This window comes from Streptomyces sp. NPDC002602 (assembly GCF_042889445.1).
In the GTDB taxonomy this organism is placed as follows: Bacteria; Actinomycetota; Actinomycetes; order Streptomycetales; family Streptomycetaceae; genus Streptomyces.
Map to the genome: position 1 here is coordinate 193940 of NZ_JBIAQX010000013.1, position 21458 is coordinate 215397.

22 protein-coding genes and 1 pseudogene are annotated in these 21458 nt (G+C 70.5%); 13 read left to right on the top strand and 10 right to left on the bottom strand.

What is annotated here, in order from left to right; all coding sequences use genetic code 11:
- Positions 1 to 288 (bottom strand): annotated as a pseudogene (locus ACFYW3_RS28565) (hypothetical protein); the annotation flags it as partial.
- Between the two features lie 288 nt (positions 289 to 576).
- On the opposite strand from ACFYW3_RS28565, the gene ACFYW3_RS28570 reads away from it, so the two are divergent.
- Positions 577 to 1410: a hypothetical protein gene (locus ACFYW3_RS28570; RefSeq protein WP_389387776.1), complete on the top strand. Its 834-nt coding sequence runs from the start codon at positions 577 to 579 to the stop codon at positions 1408 to 1410.
- Positions 1411 to 1510: 100 nt separating this feature from the next.
- Here the strand turns inward: ACFYW3_RS28570 and ACFYW3_RS28575 are convergent, their stop codons facing one another.
- Positions 1511 to 2056, bottom strand: a complete 546-nt coding sequence (locus ACFYW3_RS28575; protein WP_389387777.1) for a GNAT family N-acetyltransferase — start codon at positions 2054 to 2056, stop codon at positions 1511 to 1513.
- Between the two features lie 394 nt (positions 2057 to 2450).
- On the opposite strand from ACFYW3_RS28575, the gene ACFYW3_RS28580 reads away from it, so the two are divergent.
- Positions 2451 to 2585, top strand: a complete 135-nt coding sequence (locus ACFYW3_RS28580) for a hypothetical protein (RefSeq protein ID WP_389387778.1) — start codon at positions 2451 to 2453, stop codon at positions 2583 to 2585.
- On the opposite strand, the gene ACFYW3_RS28585 is transcribed toward ACFYW3_RS28580, so the two are convergent.
- From ACFYW3_RS28585 to ACFYW3_RS28595, 3 genes are all read right to left on the bottom strand, one after another.
- Positions 2576 to 3484, bottom strand: coding sequence for a hypothetical protein (locus ACFYW3_RS28585; protein ID WP_389387779.1), 909 nt, complete (start codon positions 3482 to 3484; stop codon positions 2576 to 2578). The two genes, ACFYW3_RS28580 and ACFYW3_RS28585, sit on opposite strands and share 10 nt — an antisense overlap.
- A 92-nt stretch (positions 3485 to 3576) precedes the next feature.
- On the bottom strand, positions 3577 to 3846 hold the full coding sequence (locus tag ACFYW3_RS28590; protein ID WP_389387780.1) for a DUF6406 domain-containing protein: 270 nt from the start codon (positions 3844 to 3846) through the stop codon (positions 3577 to 3579).
- Between the two features lie 10 nt (positions 3847 to 3856).
- Positions 3857 to 5368: a hypothetical protein gene (locus ACFYW3_RS28595; protein WP_389387781.1), complete on the bottom strand. Its 1512-nt coding sequence runs from the start codon at positions 5366 to 5368 to the stop codon at positions 3857 to 3859.
- Between the two features lie 471 nt (positions 5369 to 5839).
- Between ACFYW3_RS28595 and ACFYW3_RS28600 the strand changes: the two genes are divergently transcribed.
- The 4 genes from ACFYW3_RS28600 (at position 5840) to ACFYW3_RS28615 (ending at position 8077) form a co-directional block, all read left to right on the top strand.
- Positions 5840 to 6271 (top strand): hypothetical protein, encoded by a 432-nt coding sequence (locus ACFYW3_RS28600; protein ID WP_351750422.1) that lies wholly within the window; start codon positions 5840 to 5842, stop codon positions 6269 to 6271.
- 44 nt (positions 6272 to 6315) lie between these two features.
- Positions 6316 to 6618, top strand: a complete 303-nt coding sequence (locus tag ACFYW3_RS28605; RefSeq protein ID WP_389387808.1) for a hypothetical protein — start codon at positions 6316 to 6318, stop codon at positions 6616 to 6618.
- A 351-nt stretch (positions 6619 to 6969) separates the two neighbouring features.
- Positions 6970 to 7761 carry an immunity 49 family protein gene (locus tag ACFYW3_RS28610; protein WP_389387809.1) on the top strand — a complete coding sequence of 264 codons (792 nt, stop codon included), beginning with the start codon at positions 6970 to 6972 and terminating at the stop codon, positions 7759 to 7761.
- A gap of 103 nt (positions 7762 to 7864) precedes the next feature.
- A complete protein-coding gene (locus ACFYW3_RS28615; RefSeq protein ID WP_351750417.1) occupies positions 7865 to 8077 on the top strand; it encodes a hypothetical protein in 213 nt (70 codons plus the stop codon).
- A 40-nt stretch (positions 8078 to 8117) separates the two neighbouring features.
- Here ACFYW3_RS28615 and ACFYW3_RS28620 read toward each other — a convergent pair whose 3' ends face one another.
- Positions 8118 to 8678, bottom strand: a complete 561-nt coding sequence (locus tag ACFYW3_RS28620) for a GNAT family N-acetyltransferase (RefSeq protein ID WP_389387782.1) — start codon at positions 8676 to 8678, stop codon at positions 8118 to 8120.
- A gap of 381 nt (positions 8679 to 9059) precedes the next feature.
- Positions 9060 to 9617: a YceI family protein gene (locus tag ACFYW3_RS28625; RefSeq protein WP_351750413.1), complete on the bottom strand. Its 558-nt coding sequence runs from the start codon at positions 9615 to 9617 to the stop codon at positions 9060 to 9062.
- A 641-nt stretch (positions 9618 to 10258) separates the two neighbouring features.
- Here ACFYW3_RS28625 and ACFYW3_RS28630 point away from each other — a divergent pair.
- On the top strand, positions 10259 to 11272 hold the full coding sequence (locus ACFYW3_RS28630; RefSeq protein WP_389387783.1) for an SPFH domain-containing protein: 1014 nt from the start codon (positions 10259 to 10261) through the stop codon (positions 11270 to 11272).
- Complete coding sequence (locus tag ACFYW3_RS28635; RefSeq protein ID WP_389387784.1) at positions 11269 to 12168, top strand: hypothetical protein; 900 nt, start codon at positions 11269 to 11271, stop codon at positions 12166 to 12168. Before ACFYW3_RS28630 ends, ACFYW3_RS28635 begins: the two co-directional genes overlap by 4 nt.
- Before the next feature lie 70 nt (positions 12169 to 12238).
- On the opposite strand, the gene ACFYW3_RS28640 is transcribed toward ACFYW3_RS28635, so the two are convergent.
- Together ACFYW3_RS28640 and ACFYW3_RS28645 are read right to left on the bottom strand one after the other, a co-directional pair.
- Positions 12239 to 12766, bottom strand: coding sequence for a 2'-5' RNA ligase family protein (locus tag ACFYW3_RS28640; RefSeq protein WP_389387785.1), 528 nt, complete (start codon positions 12764 to 12766; stop codon positions 12239 to 12241).
- Between the two features lie 132 nt (positions 12767 to 12898).
- Positions 12899 to 13576, bottom strand: coding sequence for a hypothetical protein (locus ACFYW3_RS28645; protein ID WP_389387786.1), 678 nt, complete (start codon positions 13574 to 13576; stop codon positions 12899 to 12901).
- Between the two features lie 280 nt (positions 13577 to 13856).
- Between ACFYW3_RS28645 and ACFYW3_RS28650 the strand changes: the two genes are divergently transcribed.
- The 3 genes from ACFYW3_RS28650 to ACFYW3_RS28660 all read left to right on the top strand — a co-directional run bounded on the left by ACFYW3_RS28650 (position 13857) and on the right by ACFYW3_RS28660 (position 15606).
- Entirely contained in the window at positions 13857 to 14510 is a 654-nt protein-coding gene (locus ACFYW3_RS28650; RefSeq protein WP_389387787.1) for a hypothetical protein, read from the top strand.
- Between the two features lie 55 nt (positions 14511 to 14565).
- Entirely contained in the window at positions 14566 to 14919 is a 354-nt protein-coding gene (locus tag ACFYW3_RS28655) for a hypothetical protein (RefSeq protein WP_389387788.1), read from the top strand.
- Positions 14920 to 15153: 234 nt separating this feature from the next.
- A complete protein-coding gene (locus ACFYW3_RS28660; RefSeq protein ID WP_389387789.1) occupies positions 15154 to 15606 on the top strand; it encodes a hypothetical protein in 453 nt (150 codons plus the stop codon).
- 310 nt (positions 15607 to 15916) lie between these two features.
- Here the strand turns inward: ACFYW3_RS28660 and ACFYW3_RS28665 are convergent, their stop codons facing one another.
- Positions 15917 to 17251: a hypothetical protein gene (locus ACFYW3_RS28665; RefSeq protein ID WP_389387790.1), complete on the bottom strand. Its 1335-nt coding sequence runs from the start codon at positions 17249 to 17251 to the stop codon at positions 15917 to 15919.
- Between the two features lie 269 nt (positions 17252 to 17520).
- Here ACFYW3_RS28665 and ACFYW3_RS28670 point away from each other — a divergent pair, with 269 nt between their 5' ends.
- Together ACFYW3_RS28670 and ACFYW3_RS28675 are read left to right on the top strand one after the other, a co-directional pair.
- Entirely contained in the window at positions 17521 to 18054 is a 534-nt protein-coding gene (locus ACFYW3_RS28670) for a DUF4232 domain-containing protein (protein WP_389387791.1), read from the top strand.
- A 272-nt stretch (positions 18055 to 18326) separates the two neighbouring features.
- Entirely contained in the window at positions 18327 to 20759 is a 2433-nt protein-coding gene (locus ACFYW3_RS28675) for a DUF4157 domain-containing protein (protein ID WP_389387792.1), read from the top strand.
- Positions 20760 to 21458 lie beyond the last annotated feature (699 nt).

Sequence of the window (21458 nt, forward strand, 5' to 3'; positions counted from 1 at the left end):
TGCCCCGGTTTCCTGGTCGGTGGGCGGGCCCGCGTACCCGCCGGTTTCCTGGTCGGTGGGTGGGCCGGCGTACCCACCGGTCTCCTCGTCCGTCGGCGGGCCCGCGTACCCGCCGTTCGGGTCATCAGTCGTCGTGTCGAGGCCGCAGTCGGCGGTCGGCGAGAAGGAGGGCGCGGGCGCAGCTCCTGCCGCCCCTCCCGATGCCGTGCTGCCGCACCCCGCCATCAGGGCGCACAGGAGCCCCGCCACCACCATGCGCCCGGCTGCCGGAACGGTTTTCCCCGCCATGCATTTCCCCCCTCGGGTCCCTCATCAAAGAGGGGATCCCACCGGCGCCGGTTCCCCCGTCCCGGGACTGTCCGCCCATGGGGGCCGGTGCCACACGGGAAGGTGCGCGGGCCGAAGGGAGGGGGCCGGTGCTCTGGTCCTGTGGTGCGTCGTTCATGAGACGGATCCCCACCTATTGTCATCTGAGTGACGATAATAGTGACGCGGGCATGATCAGCTAGGGTGGCGCACGCCCGGTGGCGGAGTCTGGCCACCTCGGCGTAGGCGAACACCTTTCGGAGAAGTCAATTGACCACGCGTCAGCGCCTCAACGCGCAGGTGGGCGCCCTGCCCAATCCCCTGGTGGCGGCCCGGGCGATGACCGGCCCCTCCGCCCCGGACCGCATCGAGGACCCGGTGATCGCCAGGGGACAGCGCATCCGCACGGCCCTGGGACTGGCAGGCGTGGCCTGGCTCCTTCTGGCCTATCCCCTGAGTGGGGGGCGCCAGGACTTCGTGCTCGGCAAGCTGGAGGAACTGCTGATCGGCTGCGCCATCGTCGTGGCGGCAGGGGTCATCGCCGTCGCCCTCTGCATCCTCTCGGCCAGGCCGCCCTCGCGCCGCGTGTACGCCCGCCGTGTCACCGGCCCTCTGAAAGCCCTGGGCGCGCTGCCGCTCGGAGCCGGTGTGATCTGGCTGATGGTGGCGGCCCTGCGCGGTGACATCCTCTCGATGTCGGATGTGGGCCCGCACGACATCACCTTGGGACTCTTCGGCACCACCCTGGGCACGATCTTCACCGGTCTCCTGATCGGCTTGCTGTTCGTCGCGGCCGCGCTCGTCTGCGTTGCCGTCCTCGTCGCGGCCGTGCTCTTCACCCTGACCGCCGCCTACACCGGCCTGAACTCCTGCTTCCGTACGGGGGAGGTGCACGAGCTGCTACCGGCCCTGCTTTCCCCGCTGCTGGTCTGGTCCCTCTACGTCTTCCAGCTCTTCGACGGCCCGGACGTGGCCGCGCCGCCCGTCGTGCTCTACGCCTTCTCGCTGGCCGGCCCGCTGTCCGTGTCCGCGCTGTCCCTGTGGGAGATACGGCGGCTGCGCACCCGGTACGGCGTAACGCTCGGCTCGCTGCTCGGCCGGTAGCCGCGAGGGCGGCCAGTTCACTGCGGTCGGCTGTCTCCCTTGCCGCTGGACCCACCCTGAGAGGCCCGGTCCTCGTTCGGATCGATCGCCGGGAGAGCCCTCAAGCGGACGACGGGACCGACCACACGCCGAACCACTGCTCGGCGCCGTACTCCTCGAACCGCTCCACCTCGGCAAAACCCAGCTTCGCCGCGAGGCGCATCGAACGGTCGTTGGCCGTCTGGGTGCAGAGCACCACCGGTTCGCCGGGAACGGCGCCGGCAAACCAGTCGAGTGCCGCCGTGCACGCCTCGGCCGCGTAGCCGCATCCCCAACCTTCCGGCAGGAACGTGTAGCTGAGCTCGGCCTCCCCGGCATCCGGACGGATGTGCCCCGGACGCTCCGCGTTGCGCCGATCGAGCGTGACCATGCCGATCATCGCTCCGTCCAGTTCGATCACGAAAAGGCCGGTACGCCGTCCGGGCACGGCGGGCACCGCACGCTCGAGCTCATCACGCGGACGGGGGCCACCAAGGTAGGCGCGTACCTCGGGCGAGGCGAACAGCTCGATGAACGCCGCGCGGTCCCGGGCCTCGGACTCCCGCAGCACGAGCCGTTCGGTCCTGATCGGGGCGGGTGGCCAAGCCGTGCGGCCGAGTCCAGTCATGGCCGGCAATCTATCGCACGCCTGTCAGAGCGATCCGAAAGAGCGGGTCCCACCCTGATGGACTCCGAATGTGGCGCCCATCTCCACCAACTGGGCTTTCACCGACACCAGTTCATCCCTGCTCCTGCTCCTTCCCCTGTCCTCGACCCTCGGCGGCCGGCTGCGGATCACGTCGTCGTAGGGGGTGCCCCGCAGCGGGATGCACCTGGCCGGCTCACCGGTCCCGCCGCTGCGGACAGCGATCCGTTCCCGATCACCTCAGGGGTGGCACCGGTCGTCGTCTACCCACCCTCGCGTCATTCCGTGTCCTTGGGCGGGCCGGGTTGTCCGCGGGGAACCCGCCGCACTCGGACCGGCCCGCAGCACGTGGGCCTCACCGTCGCCTTCGGCCTCGGTGGGCCTCACCGTCGCCTCCGGCCTGCGCCGCGCCTCCGGCCTGCGCCGCGCCTCCGGCCTGCGCCGCGTCCCCGGCCTGCGCCGCGAGGAGCCGGCCACCCCCGCCGGGATCGGCATCGGCTCCTACGCGTAATAGCCGTGGCGCAGCCGGAACCTCATGGGGTCGGTGCCGGCCGCTTGGATGTGCCCCACCAGCAACGACCTCACCGGTTCGGGGAGCCGCCTGCCATGTGCTCCGGTCCAATCGAGGGACCCGAAGAGTTGGGCCGCGCCGTCGAGTTGGGCCGGGCTCGGCGAGGTGGCGAGCGCGGCGAGGATCAGGTCGGGGTCTTCGGCGAGCAACTGCTGCTGGACGGCCATGTCGTACCACTTCAGGCCGCCACCGGGCTCCCTGGCGGGGATCCCGGCCCATCCCAGCAGGACGCGGATCCGCTCGATGGCGTCGGGATGGCAGTGGTGGATGAGCGTGGCGAGGCGGGCCTGGACGTCGCGCAGTTGACCTGCCCAGGCCTCCAGGTCATCCCCCGGCGGGTGAGCCAGGTCCTTGGCCGCGTCGCGCAGCCCGGCGGGCGCGCCCTGGAGCCAACGCATTCGACGCCGGTCCTCCTCGGCCTCCTGCACGGCCAGCTCCGCCTGAACCTCCCGAGATCCGGTCAGACCTCGCTCCGCCAGCCACTCGGTGAGTGCCGGACCATCCCGCAGGTCGGCATCGCAGTCACCCGTCCCACGCAGACCGGATTGGTGGTGCAGCGTCCAGCAGGCGATCAGTTCCCCGGTCGCGTCGTGAACCATGATCGTTGGCCAGCCGTCGCACAGGCACCGGTCGCCGGTACCGCCGTCGACAATGGCCAACATTCGGGCCAGGTCGGCGATTTCGGCACCGGTCACCACGATCTGCGCCACGTCGGCTGAGTCCGCCTCGTCAGGCGATGCCTCGACGATCACGACACGCCCGGCACGGTTCAGCACATCGCGCAGGCGAGCTGTTGTCGGAGCGCCCTCGGTCATGTCCGTCGTTCCCTCGTAGATCACATCCGTGAGGGTATCGACGTCGTTCCGGTGCTGGGCCCGCACGGGACAGGGCTCGCCGACCCAGGGTCTCGGCAGGGTCGCCGTACGGGGTGTCAGCTGGTCCGCTGGAGGCGGACGGACCACTCGCTGCTGCCCGCACTATTGATCTCGGCGACGGTCCAGGTGCCATTGGCCAGGGCGAACTCGGCTCCCAGGGGCAGGGTCTGTGCTCCGCTCGCGCCACCCGGTACCTCGATGAAGAGCTTTACTCGCGCAGGCTGCCCCTCCTGCGCCGCCATCGCTCCGACCCCTCCGACAGTACCGAAGGGTAGGCGCATGATCTGGCCTCCCCTGACAGTGAATTCACGTTCAATCTCGGACATCTCAAATCCCCTAGCGAAGTGCTATGTACTGCCCCGGGTATCCCTTGGGTTGACAATATTCTACGATTTCATTCGCCGTCAGCGGCTCCGGCTGGTAACTGTTCCAGGGGTTGTGCAGGGTGAAGGTTCCGTCGGCGTCGTCATAGGACACGATCTCGTACGCGTGACCACCGACCAGGTCCTTCGGCAGCATGGTCTCCCCGTTCGCGGCATCCGCCACTCGCGTCGCCGCGACGACGGCCTTCCCGTCAGCGAGCTTGGACTTGATCTGCTGCTCGAACTCGGCCTCCGCCCCTTCCCCCTGGGGAAACGCGACCAGGTCGGTGGGTTCACCCGTGAGTTGGGTGAGGAGTTCGGCCTGGTTGTAGTAGGGCGTGCCCTGGTTGAGCCGGCCGTACCCCGAGGGAGTAGGGCCTTGCACGTCTTCCGGGCTGACGGTCTCGTCGTTTTGGATTTTGTAATCCCGTTGGCTCGCCCAGTCCTGCTCCCAGAGACCACGGCGTCCTTCCGGCCACGTCTCGTCGATTCCGGCTGCCGCCTTCTCCAACAGCGCAGGCCACGCCGCGCGATCGACCGAGACGAACGCGGCGCTCTCCGGCTGCCCCTTGAGGACGGGCAGATCCTGGGTGACGCACAGTTCGACGCGTTCGCCCGGCACGTACCCCTTGCCGTCGTAATGCGCCTCGTGAACGGTGATGGAGTACGTACCGTCCGCGTTCTTCCGGAGGTTCTCCTTGATGGCGTCCGGACGTGCCGATGCGGCCGCCCCGATCACCGCAACGATTCCGCAGTCGCTCAAACTGCCCTGCGCCACCTGATCTCGGCCCGGCTCACCCTCGAACAGGGGCACGCCGAGTTCCTTGATGGGGTCACCGTACTCGACTGCCACGGCGTTCTTGTCGTACATCCGCTCGATGTCTGGACGCTCGATCCGTGCGGCCGTCTCGTCGACCTCTTGGGTCTCGGGATCGGTCTCCACCTCGGGCTGGTTCTCCACCTCGGGCTGGGTCTCCAGCCCGGTCTGGGCCTCCACCTCGTCCGCGGGTGTTTCAGGCTGTCCAGTACCGCCCGTGCCCGAAGTGGCTTCGGACGCGGGATCGAACGCCCCCTCGGCATCAGGAGCCGGTTCCTCTTCCAAGTCCGGGGCGGGGACCCTATCCACGTCCACGTCCACGTCCACGTCGGTTTCGGTGACGGCCTCGGGCTCAGATGTGGAGGCGTCGGAGGGGTCCGGTATCTCGGCGACCGCCGCAGGCTCGGAGAATTCTTCGGGGTCGGTGTCCTGGACGGCGTCCGCGGCAACGTCAGGCATTTCGGGTTCGACCGGCTCGTCAGGCTCCGTCTGCGCCGCAGGATCATCCGGGCCCTCAGGGAAGTCCGCGGGCTCCGCGGGCTCCGCGGGCTCGACGGGCTCGACGGCTTCGCCCATCGCGTCACCGTCAGCGGACTGTTGTGGCGCAGGGATTTCCTTGATCTCCGGCTCCACCGTGTCCGTACTCGCGCCTGCGCGCAGCTCGCTCATGCGGTCCCCTCCCACACGGCCTTCGTCCGGCCTTCTGCGTCACGTTCATCTGACTGATGACATGTGAGCAGGACATCCGATAGTCCGAGGAAATTGTGCCACGCAGTGAAATACCTTCTCTCAAGCGGCCTATGACCAGGTGTCATACGTGCCCGGCCCGTCGGCGCAGGCCCCTTCGTCACCCTGCTCCATCGAGCGGAGCGCCATCCCCTTGGCGTCGTACGGCACAGCGCCTCGCCTCACCCCGACGCCGGCAGTCACTCCGCCGGACTCTGATCCGACCGGCCCGCACCTGAGCCGCGCGCAGCGCCGCCCTGCCCGGGTGCCACCGGACACTCGTACCCAGGTGCGCGAGGCGCCGAGCCCGCCGTTCCGGCTCCCCTTTAAGCCGTGACTTCAGAGCTGGGCCGCGGGTGGCCGACCCGGCAAGGATGTGAAGCCGTAACCGGCTCATCCCATCCTGGAGATCGCATGAGGACTCATCTCGCCGCCGCCCTCGGTTCCGTCGTGCTGACCGCAGGCACCGTGCTGGGCGCTCCGGCCGCCGGCGCGCAGACGGCCACCTACCCCACCACCGATTTCGAGGTGAAGGTCGGGAACACGTGGACGAAGGGGAAGATCACCTGGCAGAACCGGTCGGTCGTGGTGACGGGGACCCACAAGTCGGTGAGCTCGGCCGGTCCGGCGTACTGCCGGCGCACCTGGACGTACACCTACAACGCCGCTGACACCGTGAAGCTGGGATCGGCCGGCTCCGACTCTTCCGACACGGCGTGCGGTACGTCCAAGGGCTTCAGCTTCACCGTTCCGGCGGATGTCCGCGGCGGTGCCGGACTCGTACGCGTCTGCCTCGACGACGGCAATCTCAAGGACCTGCTCTGCCACCCCTACCGGCGGCCCTGACCCATCCGAGAGCCTCCTGTCACCATGGGCTGGTGACGACATGGATGCGCTGCTACTGGGACGAGGAAGCCGTCTGGTACTACCTCGAGGTCGACGCCGAAGGGTGGGTGGACCGGCAGGTCGAGCTCCAAGGGCCTGAGCTGGTCCCGATCGCCGCCGCCTCCCTCGCCGAATGGCAGCGGGCTTGGGACACGGGCGACATCGGCGCGTACGAGAGCAGGTTCGGGATCACAGCAGAACTGCCTGTTTCCGAGTGGGAAGGCCACGATCCGGAAGAGCTGACCCTTGACGAGTTCGAGGAGGTCTGGGACTCCGCCCGTCGCCGGATCGCGGTCGAGTCGCCGTGACCGCTCGCCTGGGGCGGATGGCCACTTGCCGTCCCCGCCCTGCCTCCCTCGATCATGAAGCTTCGATCGATGAGGTGTCGTGGGATTGCAGGTTCGGCGTACAACAACCCTTTCAAGAAGGCGAGTTCAGGCGCGTTCGTCACGTGCCGGCCCGTCTGGCGGCTGCCGCTCTCGACACCCGCTCGCAGCGTCACCGGCATCGGCGTCCGGGCCTGCGAAACACCAGTATGTATGGTGGAACCAACTCAAGACTTCGAGCTTTCATTTCGAGCTCTCATAGGGAGAAACAACTTGGTTTCGGTCATACCCCGCCACCACATCCCCACAGAGAACGTGGAAGCGGCGCTCACCGTGCTCACGGAGAGTGCGCAGGGGTGGATCGGTGGTCTGGAGGCCGACTCGACTGGTCTGGGTGAAGCCTTGGACACCACGCTCATGGTGGCCAAGTTGCGGTGCCTCACGGATCCACCGGGGTCGGTCTTTCCCACGTGGGATGCCTGGGTGAACGCCATGCAGGTCGGTTCGGCCGTGTTCGCCGCCGCGACCGCGACCGAGGGCCGGGCGCAGTGCCGGATCGCGCACGAGGACCGTACGCTCCGGGCCACCGGTCCCCGGCAGTACGTGTCGCCGGGCACCTGGCTGGCCGCCTTCTACCTGGCCGTGGTGTGCCGGGAGCGGGACCGGATCACGGCCCTGTGCCGGGTGCCGCTGTCACTGCTCCGGCACGACAACGTGCGATTCGACGAGTTCGAGTACGCGTGGATCGACGCGTTGCAGACCTACTGGCTCGGTGGTGACGGCCTCAGCGCGAAGCTGGTGGCCGCGATCGACGGCACGGACCCGGCGGTCGCCACTCATCCGGATGCAGCGGGCAAGCTGATGTATCCACCGATGGAGATGTTCCATCGCGTCGTTCGCGGGGACCACGCCGGCTTCAACCGCGCCCTCGCCGCAGCCCTGGAATGGCACAAGGAGTACTGGACCGACGAGGGCCGGGCTGCCCGGGTCTCGGGTCTTGTCGCCCTGGCCCCGCTCGCCGTGGCCTGCTTCGCCCGGAACGAGGGCATTCCGATCGAGGTCGAGTCCGAATACCTGCCCGCCACCCTCCTCGCCGGCAACTGGTGCGGCGAATTCCCCACCTGAGGCGGACTGGGTGACGAGCCCGGTGCGTCGCGTCGATGCGGATGACCCGGCAGTGACCTGATGCGTGGGGTGGTGACCTGTGTGGATGGGTGGGGGGAGCGGCATGAGCGACCGTGTCGAGTGGCCGGCGGGGCGTGACGAGGATGCCGCACTGATCATCAGGACCGACTATGACGATGAGCAAGCGTGGTCGGCCGTGAAGGCGTCGCTGATGATGACCTGGGGCGAGGAGGACGACCGGGCGGGCTTCCCTGGCCGATACCTGACCGCCGGTACGCGGACGGAGTGCCGACAAGAAGACCGCACGGACCCGTAGACGTACACCGATCATTCCGCCCCGTTGCCCGCCCACGCTTTCAAAGGCAGGACATGCTCATGTAGAGCGCCTGTTCGCCCTCGGATTCGGTGCCCTGGTAGAGGGTGGTGTCCAGGCCGCAGAAGGCGAAGCCCAGGCGCTGGTAGGCGTGGATGGCCGGGGCGTTGACGTTGGTCACCTCCAACCAGACGTGTCCGGCGCCCCGTTCCCGGGCGAACGCCACGGCCTGTCCCATCAGCGCCCGGCCGATGCCCCGGCCCCGGTGGCCGGGGGCGATCTCGATGTCCTCGATGGTCAGCCGCCGGTTCCACGGGGAGTAGGAGACGGTGGTGAAGCCGACGACCCCGCCGTCGGCTCCCACGGCCACGCACGTATGCCGGCCGGAGTCCTCGCCCTCCGTATCGTGGCCGCCGTCGTCCTCGGGGAACACCTTGACCAGCGGCGGGTCCACCGTGACCTCGCGCAGGGCGAATCCGTCCGCGGACACGGCCACTTCGAAGACGGTGCTGGTGGTGAAGGAGCCGTCGACGGCCGCGATGGCCTCGGCGTCCTCGGGGCGGGCGACACGGAATGCGTACGTCGTGTCATGGGTCGCGGTCATCCCCCGAGACTATGCCCGTCCTGCCCGGCCTGCCCGGATACTTGCCGCCTGCTTCGACCGGGTGATCTGCCTCGGCGGACGACTCCACCGGCAGCCCCGGGTCCGGTGCCGGATCGCCTGCGACCTCGGACAGATCGGCCTACCGCGGGCGCGGCGCCGGGGACCAGTGGGTCCAGGAGGCTCCAACGTCGGGCCGCTCTCCTGCCCAGGGTCCGCAGTCGTTCCCGACCACCTCGTTCCCGACCACCTCGTTCCCGACCGTCTCGGTCCCGTGTCTGTCGGACAGGTGCCGGCCGGCAGGTGGCCCGGCCACCGCGGTTCGCGCCACATGGTCATCTTCCGTGCGGCGCGGACCGCTGGTGTGCCGGCCGGTCGGGCCCGCTAGTCCTGCTTGATCGCGGAGATGTCGAACTCCAGGACGACCTTGTCGCCGACGAGCACACCGCCGCCTTCCAGAGCCGCGTTCCAGGTCACGCCGAAGTCCTTGCGCGAGATCGTCACCGATCCCTCCAGGCCGACCCGCCGGTTTCCGAACGGGTCGGCGGCACTGCCCGTGTACTCGAAGTCGATGGTGACCGGGCGGGTTGTGTCCTTGATGGTCAGGTCCCCGGTGACGCGGTACTCGGTGTCGGAGGCCGGCTCGACCGAGGTGCTGCGGAAGGTGATGTCGGGGAAGTTGGGAACGTCCAGGAAGTCGTTGGTGCGCAGATGCTGGTCGCGCTGTTCCACGCCGGTGTCGATGCTCTCGGCCTTGATCACCACTTGTGCGGTGGAGCGGGCCGGATCGGCGCCGTCCAGGCGGGCGGTGCCCTCGAAGTGGTGGAACGCGCCGCGGACCTTGGTCACCATGGCGTGGCGGGCGATGAAGCCGATCCGGGTGTGGGCGGGGTCGAGGACGTAGTCCCCGGTGAGCTCGGCGAGGGCGGGTGTCGTGGTCACGGTGCCTCCATGGGACGTGGATCCCGGCGCTGGTCCGCCCGGATCGTTCCGGAACCACGCTAGGGCGTGACCGCTTCCCGACCCGGCGGGGCGCACGGGGCAGCAGAGTGCACCCTGACCAGCGAGTTCGGGCGACTGGCCGGCCCCTGTCCGGATGTCGTCCGCAACGCACAGGCGGCACGAAGTGCCCCATGATGTCCCGGGCGTCCTTCCGGCCGGGGACCGCCGCGGTTAGGGCGGCCGGGCCCTCGCCGAGGAGCGCCCGGGCCGCGCGGCCCCGCGTACGCGAGCCGGCGCGGCGTCACACCTCCCCGGCCGGCTTCGCCGCCCGGCGCCCCGCCCTGAACCTGAGCAACTGGTACCGCTGGAGCCTGCTGCGTGAGTCGGGGCCAGGGTGTACGGACCACTGCGGAGAGGGCGCGAAGGGGCCACACGGGAAGGAGGCGGGCTTCCTCTGCGAGCAGGGCGGGCGCGGGCGCGGACCATGGGACCGCTCGGGCAGTCCCGTCCCGCGGGCCCGGGATCCGTTCGAGCGGCTTCCGTCGCCGGAGGGAAGACGCCCCGGTTCCCGTCTTTTCGTCCCCTTGACGCTATGGGTGCATCTCGTTATCGTCGCATTGACGAAATGAAGGGGGTTAGCCATGGCCGACATCACCCGGCGCTTCGGCTGGCGTCATCTGCGCTCCGCGCCCACCACCCACATCCGCCACCACAAGCGCGGCCGACTCGCCCACGACGGGCGGGGGCTCAGTTTCTGGTACCGGTCGCTGTCGGCGGCGCTTTCCGAAGTCCCGGTCGACGACCGGGAGCTGGCCATGGCGTTCCACGCCCGTACCTCCGACTTCCAGGACGTCGCGGTGCAGGCCACCGTCACCTATCGGATCAGCGACCCGGCCGAGGCCGCGGACCGACTCGACTTCTCCGTCGACCCGGACACCGGGATCTGGCGCGGCGCACCCTTGGAGCAGATCGCCACTCTCCTCACCGAGACCGCGCAGCAGCACACGCTTGACGTACTGGCCCGCACCCCGCTGGCCGTCGCCCTGGTGGACGGCGTCGCCTCAGTGCGGGAACGGGTCGCCACCGGTCTCGCCGCCGAGCCCAGGCTCCCGGCCACCGGCATCGACGTGGTGGCCGTTCGGGTCGTGGCGATCCGCCCCGAGGCCGACGTGGAGCGCGCCCTGCGCACCCCGGCCCGCGAGCAGATTCAGCAGGAGGCCGACCGGGCCACCTATGAACGGCGGGCCGTCGCCGTCGAGCGTGAACGCGCCATCGCCGAGAACGAGCTGGCCAGTCAGATCGAACTGGCCCGACGCGAGGAGCAGTTGATCGACCAACGCGGAACCAACGCCCGCCGCGAGGCCGAGGAGAAGGCGGCGGCGGACAGCGTACAAACCGAGACGGAGGCGGCCCGCAAGGTCCGCCTGGCCCGCGCGGACGCCGAGGCGGCCCGCGAGACGGGCGCGGCGCGCGCCGAGGTCCAGGCAGCCTGGCTGCGCGTGCACGACGAAGCCGGCACGGGCACGCTGCACGCCCTGGCGGCGACCCGGCTGGCGGAGAACCTGCCGCGGATCGAGAGCATCACGCTCTCTCCTGACGTCCTCACCGGGCTCCTCGGCAGGCTCGGACGTCCGGAAGGCGGCGCGGGCGCGTGAGCCTGGCCCCGCGGGCGGTGCTCGTGTACCGCAGGACCGAGTACGAGGAGTTGCTCGCCCGGCACGGTACCCACGGTCAGGCCGCGTTCTTCCTGTCCAGTCGGGGCCGGTCGATCGACGAGGTGGTCCGCCGCCACGACCGCACGCGGCAGGCGCTGCGGGAGGTGGCCGCGGCGGTACCGCTCACATGGCGCAGCTCCCGGGTGGAGCGGGCGGACCTGGACCGCTTCCTGTTCGCCCCCGAAGACGTGGTGGTCGTGGTCGGTCAGGACGGCTTGGTCGCCAACACCGCGAAGTATCTTCGCGGGCAGCCGGTGGTGGGCATCGACACCGACCCCGGGCGCAACCCGGGGGTTCTGGTCCGTCACCGCTGCGCCGACGCGGCCGCCCTGCTGCGCGCGGCGACCGCCGCAGGGGACCGGGCAGAGCGGCTGACCATGGTCGAAGCGGTCGCGGACGACAGCCAGCGCCTTCTCGCGCTGAACGAGATCTACCTGGGTTCCCCCGGTCATCAGACGGCCCGCTACCGCCTGGGCTCCGACGGGGAGAAGGGCCCGGGCGAGGCCCAGGCATCCTCCGGGGTACTGGTGGGCACCGGCACGGGCGCCACCGGCTGGCTGCGTTCCCTGTGGCTGGAGCGCGGCGGCACCGCGGGGCTGCCCGCGCCTTGCGACCGGCGGCTCCTGTGGTTCGTGCGCGAGGCCTGGCCCTCTCCCACGACCGGAACGACGAAAGTCGCCGGTGAGTTGGGGCGGGGGCAGGAGTTGCGGCTGACCGTGGAGTCGGACCGGATCGTGGTCTTCGGCGACGGGATGGAGAGCGACGCCCTGCAGTTGACCTGGGGCCAGAGCGTACGGCTGGGCATCGCGGGAACGTCACTGCAACTGGTGACGTGAGCGCCGCCGTCCGCCGGGTGAGCAGCCTCGGGCCTGGGCGCGGCCAGGGGGACGGACGGGCGGGGGGTGTTCACGGCCCGTCCGGGACTCCGAGCGGCGCGGTGAACCGGGGCCGCCAGCCGTCCTCCGTCAGCACCACCAACTGGACCGCTGCCGCACGCGTGCGCAGCGGCAGCAGGCTGCCGAGCGCAGCGTGGACACGGGCGGCAGTCGTCGGGTTGTCAGCACCCATGGCCACCGTGACATGGGCGGCGGGCCGCGCCCCGAAGCGGCCCCGGTACGGGAGCAACCCGGGCCACTGGGCGCGGAACGCGTCGGCGATCGCCTGGAGTCCCGGAACAGTGACGGCGACGAAGCCGGACTCCGTCACGACCTCCTCCAAGAGCAGATCAGCCGCCGGACAACTCGCCGCCAGGGAGCGCACGTTCTTCTCGTCCTGGCCTGTCAGCGCCGATTCCGGCACGAACGGGTAGAGGAGCGAGACGTGCGCCGGCACCCCACGACGCACCAGAGCCGGGTCGATACGCCACGCCGCGTCGAGGAGCGGGGTGGCATCGGGCAAGACGATGACGACGGCAGTGGTCCCTGGATCTGGCACGCCGTCATCATCGCAGGCCAATCCGCCCCTGCGCCCCCCTGCTCACCGCATGGGGCATCCCGCCCGGCCTCTTCGTGGGGGACTTCCCGGCGCCACCCGGTCACCCGGTCACCCGGTCACCCGGTCACCCGGTCACCCGGTCCCGTGGGTGGACCGTAGGCGGTCCAGGACGTCCTGAGGGGTGACGAGGCGGATCTTGCCCGTGGCGGAGCGCTCGTACGAGGCGCGGACCGGCTTCCACAGCGCGCAGGCCTCCCGGCCCGTGACGGCCAGGGCGTTCTGCATGCGCGGGTCGAAGAGGTCGTAGTAGTGGAGGGTGAGGCCGGGGTCCACCGTCTCCGGGGTGCGGGCCGACCCCTTCGCCTCGTGGTTCGCGAGGACGCTGATCACGTGCGCCATGTGGTGGGCGGGAAGGCGGCCCTGCGGGGCGTCGGGATGCTGGAAGGCGTGCAGCCACAGGTACGAGTCGGTGTCCGGCCCGCTCTCGGCCACCGGGGTCGTGGCCAGTTGACCGAGGTGGCCGTGGATCGATCCGCTGGTGCGGAGCGCGCCGCCGACCACGTGCCGGAGCCGTTCGATCAGGCGGTCCTCGTCGTTCGGGGTCTCGTATTCGAGTCGCGCCTGCTCCACCGCGTGCGCCTGGTACCAGTCGGGAATCCACTCCGGCAGGTCGCTGACCCCGCTCGCCGGGCGGGGCGTCACGCCGGGCATGTCCGCCGGGGCGTGCGCGTCGAGGCGGACGAGTACGCGGCCGGGGATCCTGGTGAAGAGCGGGTTCTCCGGTTCAGCAGCGCCTCCAGCGCGTGTCACGATTCGCCGACGCAGATGTCGATGACACTCGCACTCCAGCCAGGTTCGTCCACGCACCCGAACCTGCCGCCTGCCCGGGCCGCTCGAAGCGTGCCCGCTCCTCGGGATCGTGTTCGTCGTCAACCGCGGCCAGGGCTCTCGTCGCGACGATCCGTCGACCAGGGGGCGGCGCTGCGCGCCCGTCGCGCGACGCGGGGGAAGGTGCCGCTCCGTCAGACGCTTGTGTGAGAGACTCTGCGTCACTTGCATGTCATGTACCGGACATTCGTGTATCCGCGGGGTGCACAAGGAGAAGGGCTACGACACCATGAACCGATCCGCCTCCAAGAAGTTGCGCCGGGTGAGCCTCGCGCTCGGCGCGGCCCTGGCGTCGACCGTGCTCTGCACCACGGCGAGTGCGGCCGAGCCCGGGGGCCTCGGCGGGGTCGCGGGTGTGGACTCCGTCGCGCGCACGGTCGGCGAGCGCGCCTGCCCCGTCGTGTACTTCGATCTGGGCGAGACCCTCGTGCACACCGCCGACGACGGCAGCATCACCTATCGGCCCGGAGCGGCCTCATACCTGCGCGCCCTGCGCGAGCGCCACATCAGAATCGGCCTGATCACCAACGTTCCGCCTTCCTGGGGCACGACTGACGCCGAGCGTGCCGCCAGGCTGAAGAAGGAAGTCGACGCCACGTGGAAGGGCTCCGCGCCCTTCGCCTGGAAGGACTTCGACGGCCGGATCCTCACCCCCCGCACCGAGGCGGAGCGCAAACCGGCCCCCGTCCTCTGGCAGCGCGCGAGGGCCGAGTCGGGGCCCTGCCGGCTCGTCTTCCAAGCGGAGACGACCGACGAGGTCAAGGTCGCCGCCTCCCTGGGCTATGTGCCGTACCAGGTCGGACAACCCCACCGGCCCGCGTTCCTCCCGGTCGAGCTGATCCGACTCCTCGGCTGAGAGCTGTCCCGCGATCCCTGGCGGGCCCACCTCATTCGCGCCTGGCGAGGAGCGGGTGGTCGGCGAGGACCGCACGATCAGCTTCAACGCGGCGCGCTACTCGACCCCCGGCGGCCATACCCCCGCCGGCCATACCGGTGCCCGGGTCTGGTGCCGGATGGTCGGCGAGCAACCGTCCATCACCGCTTTCACCACCACCGGTGACCTGTCGGAGATGTGGCACCACCCGCTGTCGGTTTCGGGTTCCGCAGATCATCGACGCGCACTACCGCGCCCCGAAGATGAAGGCGAGCGCACCGGCCTGAACACGAACGCCTACCGGCATACGCTGTGGCAGGCCAGACCGACGCTGGAGCGCGGTGAGGACCGGGCGATCGTGTGGGCCGACGCCCACGAGGCCTACCTGTAGGACGGGCAGAGGTTCGACCACATCGCGGACCTCTGCAACAACGCGCGGGGAAGGGAGATCGGCGGGGACTTCCTCGACCGGGCGACCGCTGCCGAGTTCCAGGTTGGGTCCCCGCTGTTCAACGCCCGGATCGTCAGCGAGGCGAAGGAGTACGTGGAATCCGAGAGTCATGCGAAAACCAGTTACTTCAAGGGCTACTGAGGCCGTGCTCGGCTCTGAAAGGAGGACAAGTCGATGAAGGTTCTACTCCGCGGGCCCGTCTGGTACCTGGCCATCGCGGGGCTGGTCCTCGCGGCGTCGGCCGCCTTCCTCATGGACGTACTGGAGGACAACGGCCGTGCGGCGCTCGTGATCAGCGATGTGGAGGGGACCTGGACGGCAGCCGGCGGTGGACGCCTGATGGTCAGCGCGGACGGGTCCGCGGAACTGGAGCGCGTGACAGAGCCCGAGGTGAACTGCGGGCAGCCCAGCGGGCCGGCTCCCCTCACGTATACCGGGCCCGCGATGTGGGAGTTCGACACCTTCCCCGACGAGGCATCGGGAATCCGGTTCGATTTCCGGGGGCCCGACACCGGGAAGTCGTGCCGGATCCACCTGGTGGTTCACCCGGATGGTCAAGGCGGTAAGGGGTTCCTCCCGCACGACGCCGACATGAAGTACGTACGGGACGCCGGTCGGCGAGGCTGACCGGCGCGTGACGACCGCACGGTTCGCAGTTCCCGGGCCGTGCGGCCGCACGGCCCGGGACTGGCCTTGTCCATGGGTACGGGGTTCCGGCCCGGCCGTCGCAGCTGATCGCCCGCGCTCCTGCCGAACCGGGCGCCCCGGAACTCCTGGTGACGGCCCCTCGGCGGGCGCGGTCTGGCCCTCGTGGTGGGGACGGTCGGCGGGGTCTACGGCTCGCTCGGCCGACCGTGCCCCGAGGGGAGCGCCCGCGGCGTCACCCGCCGCACGTCCCTCGGCCGCACGGCGGGCCGGGCCCGTTGCGGAGACGATCTCAGTTGAAGCGTGCGCTGTGCACCGGCCCGGGGGAGTTGATCCGATGGCGCGGGCCCGTCGCCCACAGGGCGGTCGCCCGGGCGGCGAACGCGGTGAAGGCCTCGTCGGGGTCGGGCGGGGACTGTTCGTCGCCCTCCTGCGGGGTCGGGTCGGCCGCCAGGATCGCCTCGGCCAGTTCCTCGGCCGAGCGCTCGTCGGCCTCCGCCTGTTCCACCTCGCCGTCCTCGGTGAACCGCAGGCCCGATTCCCAGGGAGCCACCACGCTCTGCACCAGCAGGGTGGAGACATCGGCGGTCGCGACGGGTGTGTCGGTCCAACAGGTGGCGTGTTCGAAGAGCAGCTCGCCCTCCGCCCGATCGCGCAGCGCGGCGACCGAGGCGGGTTCGCACTCGTTCAGGTCGTACGCCACCACCAGCACGTCCGGGGTGCCGGGCCGGTAGGGGGCGGCCGGGATGCCGAGCAGCCGGGCCGCCGCCAGGCCGAGCGCCCGGCTGCCCCGGTCCGCGAGCAGTCCGATGGAGGCGGGCTCGCGCCCCGCCGCCCCCAGGACGCTCCGCAGCCGCTCCAGTCCGTACCTGCAGGACTCGAACCCGTCCTGCAGGTACGCCCAGCGCCCGTTCATGCCCTCGTTGAAGCCGTGGGGTGACAGGGTGCTGAGCAGTCCGCCGGTCAGTACGTAGTGCCAGCCGCGCACGTCCGTGTCGCCCGTGGGCGGCAGGGCCGCGGCGCGGGCGAGCATCCGGCCGACCCGTTGGCCGGGCTCCACCCAGATTCCGTCAGGGGCCGAGAGCGCGGCGTACACGGCTCGGGCCATGTCGATCCGACCGCTCATCAGGGCGTTGTAGACCGTCAGGTAGCGACCGGGCCAGTCTTCCAACAGGTCGTCATGGGCGCGCAGGAGGTTCGTCGCCTCGCCGTACCGGTCGACGTCCTCCAGGGCCGCCACCAACTCCAGCAGTACCCGCAGGGGCGTGAGCCTCGGGTCGGTCCGCTGCGGGGGCTTGCGGCGGAACAGTCCCGTGCGCTTCGGCTCGGGCGGCGCCAGGACCAGCTCCAGTGCCTCCCGCAGGGCGGGGACGGCCAGCGCGGAGAGGCCGCGTTCGACACAGGCGTAACCGAACACGTAGAGGCACTCGACCTCCAGGGGCCGGGCGGCCAGCCCGGTCGACGCCTCGGCCAGGTCCGCGAATCCGGCGCCCTCGGCCAACTTGGCCACCAGCGGGGCGATTTCGGCGGACGTGAGTTCCTCGGCGGCGAACCGCAGGGTCCGCATCGACCCCTGCGGGTCGCCGGTCTCGAAGAGCTTCCAGGCCTTGGCGAGTTCGGTGGTCATGTGTCTCCGGTGTTCGTCGGGCATCGGGTCCCGAGGATGATCACCGCAGACCCGGGGGTCGGACAAACGAATTTACGGGCCGCCCCGGCCGGGGCACCCGCGGAGGTCGCGACCCCTCGGACGACTCGGCACCGACCACCCCACCCGAAATGGCCGGTTTGTAGATGTTTCGGGTCATTGTCACGGGGAGTGTCGGTCAGGGGATCCCAGCGTCCCGTGGTTCGGTGGGGACCATTCGTGAACCGAACCGCGAGGCAGGGAGATCCCGCATGCCCACCAGCCGCACCACCGCCACGGTCATCACCGCCACCGCCACCGCCACCGCCACCGCCATCGCCGTCACCTGGGCGGCCCTCGCGAGCGCGGGCACCGCGCAGGCCGTGCCATCGGGCGACGTCACCGCCCCGTCGGCCTGTCGACCGGCCAACCACCTCGCGAAGATCACGCGGGACCGGCCCGACTCCGGGCACGTGCACTTCCGTGTCACGCTCACCGCACCGAAGGGGTACGCGACGTGCCGCCTCGCCGGTTCCCCGACCGACGTGGCCTTCGTGCGGCACGGCACGCCCCTCGGCATCACCGCCGGGCGGTACGGCGACCAGACCACCTCGGTGACCTTCGGGCCGGGACGCCCCGTGCACTTCGACATCCGGGTCCCCGCCAACGGCCGCGCCACCCCGGCGGACGAGGCCTCGTTCACGCTCAGGGCCCCCGGCGGCGAGATCCCCGGTACCTCCGTCGCCGAAGGTCGCTTCGAGGTGACCGCAGGCACCGTCGTCGGCCCGGTCCGTCCCGGAGCCTGACGCTCCGCAGGCCACTCGGGATGTGCCACGGCGGCCGCGACGTTGCTCTGCAGCTCCGCCGCCGCCGGCAGACACAGCTTCCCTCCCGCCTGACGCGGCGCCTTCACGTCGGCCTCATGCCCGTCCGGGGTGAAGCGGTGCCCCGTCTCCGCCCCCTCCTCCGTGGCTGCCCCGGCGGTCAGGACTTCCTGCCCTCGCGGTCCTTCCGCCGTGCGGGCCACCCCGTCTAGACAGGGACCGTGCGGCCGCCGCCGCCGTAGGCGGGAGGACGGATGCGCAGTCAACGAGAGCCGAACGTCGCGGGGCCGGCAGCCGGCCGGACGGAACGTCCGGGGTGGCTGTCCGCGGCCTCCTTCGCCCAGGCCGCGGCGCAGCGGGTCGCGGCGGGCGGGGCGCTGACCCCGCGGCAGGCGGCTGCCCTGCAGGGCGCGGCGGGCAACGCGGCCTTGGTGCAGCGGCTCGCGCGGGACCGGGAGGAGCCTGGCGCGAAGGCCCACCAACACGGCGACGGCTGCGGCCACGCGCCCGTCATCCAGCGCAGGTCGGCGGTTCTGGACGTGCTGAACACTCCCGGAGTGCCCCTCGACGGCCCGCTGAGGACCGAGATGGAGGGCCGCTTCCAGCGGAAGTTCTCCCATCTGCGGCTGCACACCGACGCCCGGGCGCAGGACTCGGCGGCGGAGATCGGCGCCGAGGCGTACACCTCGGGCTCACACATGGTCTTCACCCCGGCCGCACTGCGGAACAAGCACACCGTCGCGCACGAGATCGCACACACCATCGACCAGGAGAACGGTTCCGTGCCCGGGACGCCCCAGGGAGACGGAACGACGATGTCCACTCCCGGTGACGCCGGAGAGCGCTCGGCCGAGGCCAAGGCGGACGAGGTGATGAGCAGGCCGGTCGCACCGTCCCGGTCCGGGCCCGGGCGGGCCGACGACGCCGCGCCCGAGGGGCCCGTGGGCGGCGGGCACGGCTCCGCGGCTCCGACCGGCGCCGTACAGCGGACCGTCCGGATCGTCCTGGCCGACGGCAACCCCACCGACATGCGCACCCGTGCGGAGAAGGAGGGCGCCCCCACGGATGCCGACGGGCTGCTGGCGTTCCTCCTCCAGCGGGTCGCCGGGGAAGGCACGCTCTCCTCGGACGAGACGGCCGCGCTGCGACGCCATCAGGACACCGTCAAGGACCAGTTGCACAAGTGGGTCGCCGGTGTCCCCGGCACCCGGGGCCCCAAGTCCCACCCGGACTTCGGGTCGAAGCAGCAGGACCGTACCTACGCGGGGTACAGCGACCTGGCGCGGGCGCTCGTCGGCTGGGTGGAGGCGAAGGACAACCGCCACCGGGAGAAGGAGCTGGCCGAGGAGGTGAAGAACAACAGCGACGTCGAACTGCACCTGGAGTCGCTGCTGTTGCGCGTCCGGAAGTGGGTCGACGAGCAGCAGAAGAACGCGCCCGCCGACGAGAGCGGGCGGTGGAACGACGTGCAGCAGCAACTGGACACGGGGCTGACCCCGGGACAGGGGCACGACGGACTGCACGAGTTCGGGCACTACCAGAAGTACTACGACCGGGTGATCCAGGCGAAGATGGACATCCCCGAGCCCGTCCGGCAGCGGCTGCGGACCGCCATCAACGGCGGTATGGGGAAGGTGCTGAACCAGCCGACGCGGTTCACCTTCCGCGACAAGATCATCGTCCTGCACGACCTCATGGAGTTCTTCGGCCCGCGCAAGCCGTGGAACGCCGAGACCGCCGGCAACGGCACGGTCCCGGACGAGGACGGGATGAACCTCACCACCACGGAGATCGACGCGGACGGGAAGCGGACCGGTACGACCGAGGACCGCGGGCAGATGGCCTTCCGGATCCCGGGCAACCGGGTCCGGCACATCCCCTCGACCCGCGCGGAGTACGCCGACAGCACCAAACTGGCCCGGCGGCACCACCTGCCGGTGTGGGCCGGGTCCTCGTTCACCGCCATGCGGATGCTCGGCCTGACCAAGGCCGTCGGCGGCACCATCTCGGAACTCAGCGCGGTGGCCTGGGGCACGTTCGCCTTCTGGCGCCTGGACTACGACCACACCTCGGACCTCGCGTACCACCCCCTGCAGGAGGTGATGGACATCGCGCAGAACTACGGGGTCCCGTACAACATGCTCGACCCGGGGAAGGACCTCGACCGCCACCGCAAGGGCAGCGCCAAGCGGGACCTGGTCGCGGGCATGGGCGTTCTCGACCGCGAGCTGACGGCCGCCGAGCAGGACGTGGCGGACCTGATCGCCCAGTTGAAGACCAGCGCCGACCAGGGCACCCCGGAGGCCGCCGCCGCCATCGGGCAGGTCCTGGAACCGATCCGGCAGTACCATCGCGACATCCAGGCGATGCACGTCCGGGTACGCGGGTTCCTGGGCGAGGTCCGCGCCCTGGACGAGGCGTCGGGACCGGATGCCCGTGGCACGCTGCTCACTCAGCTCCGCGAGTATCCGGCGATGACCCACGAACTCGGCCGCCTGCACGACGGGATCCTCGCCCTGCGCGCCCAGGTCATGCTCCACCTCGTGGAACCGGAGACCGCCGTGCCGGAAGCCGCTCCGGAGGCCGGGCCCTCACGGCACGACGACGACGTCCCGATGATCGGCGCGGACATGGAGCCGGTCATGGTCAAGAGGCGCCCGAAGAAGGGCAGGAAGAAACACCCGTGACCCGGCACTCGTTCCGGCCGGGTGACGCGCGAGCCCGTCTCGATGCCGTGGATCAGCGCGCCGCGAAGCGGGCCCGCCCAAGCACGGCGCTGAGTTCGTCTTCGGCCGGCCCCGGGCGCGAGGGCGGGCGGACACGTCACCGCCGCCCTCAGGGCCTGATCAACATGATCACCGAGAAGAGTCAATGAGCCGCTCAGGCGCCTGACTTGATGCCCTCGGCCCCGGCCCCGGCCCCGGCCCCGGTCCCGGTCCCGCCCTCGCTCAAGCCAAGACGGCCGTGGCTTCCGAACTCGGTTCTGGCACAGATCTTGGGGAGTCATTGCGGAGCGTCACCTCGTTGTTCGATTGCGAGGGAATGGTTCGGGTGAGACACCTTCCCCTTGCTGAACAGGGCTTCGGGATCCGGCTGACGGTCCGGCGCTTCATCTGCGGGTCTGCGGACTGCCCGCGCCGGACGTTCGCCGAGCCGTTCTCGCGGCGGGCTGCCCCTCACGCACGGTTCACCACGCGGCTCAACCACGCCCTGGAGCGAGTGGGGCTCGCGCCGGCCGGGCGGGCCGGGGCTCGGCTGGCTGCCCAGCTGGGCTTCAGTGCGGGACGGATGACCTTGCTACGCAGGGTCATGGCATTGCCTGATCCACAGTTCAGCACGCCGCGTGTGCTGGGCGTGGATGACTTCGCGATCCGCACAAGCAGAGG